Below are 5,148 nucleotides of genomic sequence, written 5' to 3' on the forward strand. Positions count from 1 at the left end.
CCCATAATCAATTTGGCAACCGCGTCGTAATCAAACACAACTTCCTTAAAAAACCGTTGGATACGGCGATAGGAAGAGGCGTTTGTTGCTTTGGCATCAGGGAAAAACATTGCCAATTTGCTCAAATTACAGGTCTGCCGCATGGCAATGGTACACAATAAATACACAAAAACAATAACGTGGCTCTTGTGCCATTTGAAAGTTTTGGTTACGATATGGGTAAGTTCGCTCAATTCAGTCATATTGGATTAGTCGTGAGAAAATTAATACGATACCACTGAATTGATGCGGACTTCTTTTTTTATTGTACTTTTTTTGTCGTGTACTGAAAGGCAGCCTGAAAAAATAAACCCAAAAGAGACAATTATGAAACCTTCACTCACCCTTGTATGATACGGGATTAAAATACGGCAAATAGAAAACCCTGTTTGCATGACCAAACAGGGTTTGGGGAAAGCAAAACAGAGTTGGACGCACCCTACATTTTGGGTGTTTGTAAAAATTGTCGTGTACTGAAAGGCAGCCTGAAAGCCAATTTTTCCAGCAAAAATGTTAAAATACCCAGTTTTCAATTTTTCAGGCAGCCTGAACCATGTCCAAATACACCCCCATTCAAAACAACGACTTCATTCGCATTCGCGGTGCGCGCACCCACAATCTCAAAAACATTGATTTGGACATTCCCCGTCATCAACTGGTTGTGATTACAGGGCTTTCGGGTTCGGGCAAATCCAGCTTGGCGTTTGACACGCTCTATGCCGAAGGGCAACGCCGCTATGTGGAAAGCCTGTCGGCTTACGCGCGTCAATTTTTGCAGATGATGGACAAACCCGATGTGGATTTGATTGAAGGCTTGTCGCCTGCCATTTCCATTGAACAAAAATCCACCAGCCACAATCCGCGTTCCACCGTTGGCACGGTTACGGAAATCCATGATTATTTGCGCCTTTTGTATGCGCGTATCGGCACGCCCCATTGCCCCGAACACGGCTTGCCGCTTGCCAGCCAAACCGTTTCACAAATGGTTGATTTTGTTTTGCAATTACCCGAAGACACGCGCATGATGATACTCGCCCCAGCCGTGCGCGGACGCAAAGGCGAATTTGTGGATTTGTTTGCCGATTTGCAAGCGCAAGGTTTCGCGCGTGTGCGCGTTGATGGCGAAGTGTACACGCTGGACGAAGTGCCAAAACTCGCCAAAACCCACAAGCACGATATTGATGTTGTGATTGACCGCATTAAAGTCAAACCCGATTTGCAACAACGACTTGCCGAAAGTTTTGAAACAGCCTTGCGACACGGCGGCGACCGCGCCATCGCCCTAGAAATGGATACCAATCAAGAACATTGGTTTTCCGCGCAATTTGCTTGCCCCATGTGTTCGTACAGCCTGCCTGAATTGGAACCGCGCTTGTTTTCGTTCAACAATCCAGTGGGCGCGTGTCCGAGTTGCGATGGCTTGGGCAGCAACGATTTTTTTGACCCCAACCGCGTGGTTGCCCACCCCGAATTGTCGCTGGCGGCTGGCGCGATTGAGGGCTGGGACAAACGCAATCAATTTTATTTTCAAATGATACAATCACTTGCCCACCATTATGGTTTTGACGTGGACGAACAATGGTGCAGGCTGCCTGAAAACGTCCAAAAAATCATTTTGCACGGTTCTGGCAAAGAAGTGATTAACTTCAAATATTTATCCGAAAAAGGCGGCACATTTGAACGCCCCCACGCCTTTGAAGGCATTTTGCCCAATTTGGAACGCCGCTACCGCGAAACCGACTCCGAAACCATACGCGACAAATTGCGCGAATACCAAAGCCACCGCGCCTGTCCGAGCTGTGGTGGCGCGCGTTTGCGAAAAGAGGCGCGATACGTTTTGGTGGGCGACACCGCCTTGCACGATTTGTCCGCCTTGCCCTTAAATCAAACACTTGAATTTTTTGAAAATTTGAAACTGGACGGCAACAAAGCCCAAATTGCCGACAAAATCCTCAAAGAAATCACCGAACGCTTGGGCTTTTTGATTAACGTGGGCTTGGATTATTTGAATTTAAGCCGTTCAGCCGAAACGCTTTCAGGTGGCGAGGCGCAACGCATACGCTTGGCAAGCCAAATCGGTAGCGGCTTAACAGGCGTGATGTATGTGTTGGACGAACCTTCAATCGGCTTGCACCAGCGCGACAACGACCGATTATTGATGACCCTGAAACGCTTGCGCGATTTGGGCAACAGCGTGATTGTGGTGGAACACGATGAAGACGCAATCCGCCATGCCGATTTTGTCGTGGACATGGGCGTGGGCGCAGGCGAACATGGCGGTCGCGTACTCATTGCCGACACGCCCGATAAAGTCGCCCAATGCGAACATTCGGTTACAGGACAATATTTGAGCGGCAGAAAACAAATCAGGCTGCCTGAAAAACGCACGCCCGTTAATCCCGACAAAATGCTGGTTTTAACAGGGGCGCGTGGCAACAATCTCAAAAACGTTACCCTAGAATTGCCTTTGGGATTAATCACTTGCGTAACAGGCGTTTCAGGCAGCGGCAAATCCACGCTGATTAACGACACCCTTGCCAAAATCGCCGCACGCGAACTCAACCGCGCCCACGAAGAACCCGCCCCCTACGATGAAATTCACGGCTTGGAATATTTGGACAAAGTCATCAACGTAGACCAATCGCCCATTGGACGCACACCGCGTTCCAATCCAGCCACTTACACAGGCTTGTTCACGCCCATACGCGAATTGTTTGCAGGCGTGCCATTGGCGCGAGAACGCGGTTACAGCGTAGGCAGATTTTCATTCAATGTCAAAGGCGGACGTTGCGAAGCCTGTCAAGGTGATGGCGTGATTAAAGTGGAAATGCACTTTTTGCCAGACGTGTATGTGCCATGCGAAGTGTGCCACGGCAAACGCTACAACCGCGAAACGCTGGAAGTGCGCTACAAAGGCAAAAACATCAGCGAAGTCTTGGACTTAACCGTAGAAGAGGCGCGTGAATTTTTTGATGCCGTGCCGACCGTATCGCGCAAATTGCAAACGCTGATGGACGTGGGTTTGGGCTACATTCGTTTGGGGCAATCCGCCACGACTTTGTCGGGCGGCGAGGCACAGCGCGTGAAATTGGCATTGGAATTGTCCAAACGCGACACAGGGCGCACTTTGTATATTTTGGACGAACCGACCACAGGTTTGCATTTTGCCGACATCGCCTTATTGCTGGAAGTGATTCAAAGATTGAAGGGCAAAGGCAATTCTATTGTGATTATTGAGCATAATTTAGATGTGATTAAAACGGCGGATTGGATTGTGGATTTGGGGCTGGAAGGTGGGGCTGGCGGTGGAACGATTTTGGTTTCAGGCAGCCCTGAAATGGTGGCGAAGCATAAGAAAAGCCATACGGCGAAGTATTTGAAGATGGTTTTGAAATAAAGGGTTTCAGGCTGCCTGAAAGTTTTTCTTATGGCAGCCTGAATTCTTTCAACTTTTTGTAACAGTATAACTCCAAAAAACCATAGAAAATAAAATTCCAAGCAATAAATACACTACAATTAAAAGTATCATAATAAATACAACAAAATCCAATATATCAATATTATTAGATGGGCGTATTAATAATAAAAAAACTAATGGAATAAACAATAAGAAAGAAGTTAAAATAAATGAAAATATTGTATTTTTAATAACTTTATTTGCTTTATAATACTTGGTTACACTTTTATTACATTTGAAAGGTATTTCTTCTTGAAATATGTCATTAATTTTAGAAAAATTAATGCCTTGTATAATAAACACAAAAAACGCCATTAAAATTGACATGCCAGCTAGAACATTACTTAAATTATTTGTAAGATTGGATACAAGTGTTTTAAACTCAAAATCAAATAATTTAAAATAAATTAGAACTTGAGGAATTAAATAGCTAAAAAATACAATTAAAATTACGGTTAAATGAAATTTTAAAAATGAAAACCTGTATAGATGAAGCAAATATGTAATAAATACTTTAAAGCTCATTTGCTTTATTCCTTAATTTATAACAGAAATCAGATAATGGAATCCTATCCAAGTCTGCTGCGTCATTAAATACAATATCAATCTCTACTAAAAGTTGCACTTTATCTGTAACTAATATAGTATTCCCTTGCTCATCAAAACCACGCATCGTTAATTTGGTATTAGGAATTTTGTATTCATCTATAACTTGTTGAAAATTTCTGCCTTTTAGTAAACGGGTAGGAGTTGCATATTCCATTTGAACAATTGTTTTATCGGGTTCTTTATCAAATTGTAGATTCTGTAGAGTTGATGGGACAGCATTAGGATTTACCCAATCATGGTGCCAATTTTTATGAACTTCTAAATTAATTTTGGTAATGCTATCTAACTTTTCAATATCTACATCATATTGAATAATATCAGTATAGGAGAAATATTGGCGTAATATCTTATCCAAATCACTGCCACTAATGGTATAAAAAATTCTTCTTGTTGATTTATCGATAAACACATAGCGCAATTCCACTAAACGTTTACCTTCATGTGAAAGAATAAAATTATCTGCTGAATCTAAAGAATTATCTGTTTTTTGCACGCCTTTTGTTTTTGTTTTGGTTTCTTTGAGAATTTTTAGGCAGAAAAAATCATCAATTTCATCAAAAAGATATAGGGATTTGTCAAATTCATTTTCATTACGTTGAATTGGTTGAAAGAAACTTGCTACTTTGAAATCCATTTGCTAAATCTCCATTATCAAAATGAACAATTATTTTAATCTTGAATTTGATTCCTGTAAAATTATAAGCAAGCGTAGGGTGGGCAACTTGTTGCCCACGCGGTTTGATAATGCACCACAAATCTATGTTTGGTGATGTCCTGAAAAGTGTGCTGATTTAAACTTGTTTAGGATTATTCATCGCCCAAAAACCAATATTAAATGCTTTAATATGGTAAAACAATGTCTTAGAAAAACAGCAACTGCGCCGTATTGCTCTACTTAATCGATGACGAATACGACAATTATTTCCTTCAATCGCTTTGGTATGTTGTTTACCAATCCATTGGTCATCTGCGTCAGAAAATGCGTTTACAAAAGCATCCCACTCATCGCTAGCAATACGGTCGTAAGTAACTTTCAGTTCTTT

The 5,148-nt window shown here is 42.3% G+C and carries 4 protein-coding genes and 1 pseudogene; 1 reads left to right on the forward strand and 4 read right to left on the reverse strand.

What is annotated here, in order from left to right; translation table 11 throughout:
• Nucleotides 1–242, reverse strand: a pseudogene (locus Q338_RS11960) (IS4-like element ISAba33 family transposase); the annotation flags it as partial.
• 350 nt (nucleotides 243–592) lie between these two features.
• On the opposite strand from Q338_RS11960, the gene uvrA reads away from it, so the two are divergent.
• Nucleotides 593–3,436, forward strand: a complete 2,844-nt coding sequence (uvrA, locus tag Q338_RS11965) for an excinuclease ABC subunit UvrA (protein ID WP_034295764.1) — start codon at nucleotides 593–595, stop codon at nucleotides 3,434–3,436.
• Between the two features lie 48 nt (nucleotides 3,437–3,484).
• Here uvrA and Q338_RS11970 read toward each other — a convergent pair whose 3' ends face one another.
• The 3 genes from Q338_RS11970 to Q338_RS14180 form a co-directional block, all read right to left on the reverse strand.
• Nucleotides 3,485–4,021 carry a hypothetical protein gene (locus tag Q338_RS11970; protein WP_034295766.1) on the reverse strand — a complete coding sequence of 179 codons (537 nt, stop codon included), beginning with the start codon at nucleotides 4,019–4,021 and terminating at the stop codon, nucleotides 3,485–3,487.
• The gene (locus Q338_RS11975) at nucleotides 4,011–4,739 is read right to left on the reverse strand and encodes a hypothetical protein (protein ID WP_034295768.1); all 729 of its coding nucleotides are present in this window, start codon (nucleotides 4,737–4,739) and stop codon (nucleotides 4,011–4,013) included. Before Q338_RS11975 ends, Q338_RS11970 begins: the two co-directional genes overlap by 11 nt.
• Nucleotides 4,740–4,896: 157 nt before the next feature.
• Nucleotides 4,897–5,148: IS1 family transposase (locus tag Q338_RS14180; RefSeq protein WP_169815868.1), on the reverse strand; the 252-nt coding region annotated here is incomplete at its 5' end.

The sequence above is a fragment of the Alysiella crassa DSM 2578 genome, assembly GCF_000745955.1.
Classification (GTDB): Bacteria; Pseudomonadota; Gammaproteobacteria; order Burkholderiales; family Neisseriaceae; genus Simonsiella; species Simonsiella crassa.

Bases quoted from the DNA above. Each gene is read 5' to 3' on its own strand.
- Q338_RS11975 (WP_034295768.1), bottom strand. From the start codon at position 4,739: ATGGATTTCAAAGTAGCAAGTTTCTTTCAACCAATTCAACGTAATGAA.
- Q338_RS11970 (WP_034295766.1), bottom strand. From the start codon at position 4,021: ATGAGCTTTAAAGTATTTATTACATATTTGCTTCATCTATACAGGTTT.
- uvrA (WP_034295764.1), top strand. From the start codon at position 593: ATGTCCAAATACACCCCCATTCAAAACAACGACTTCATTCGCATTCGC.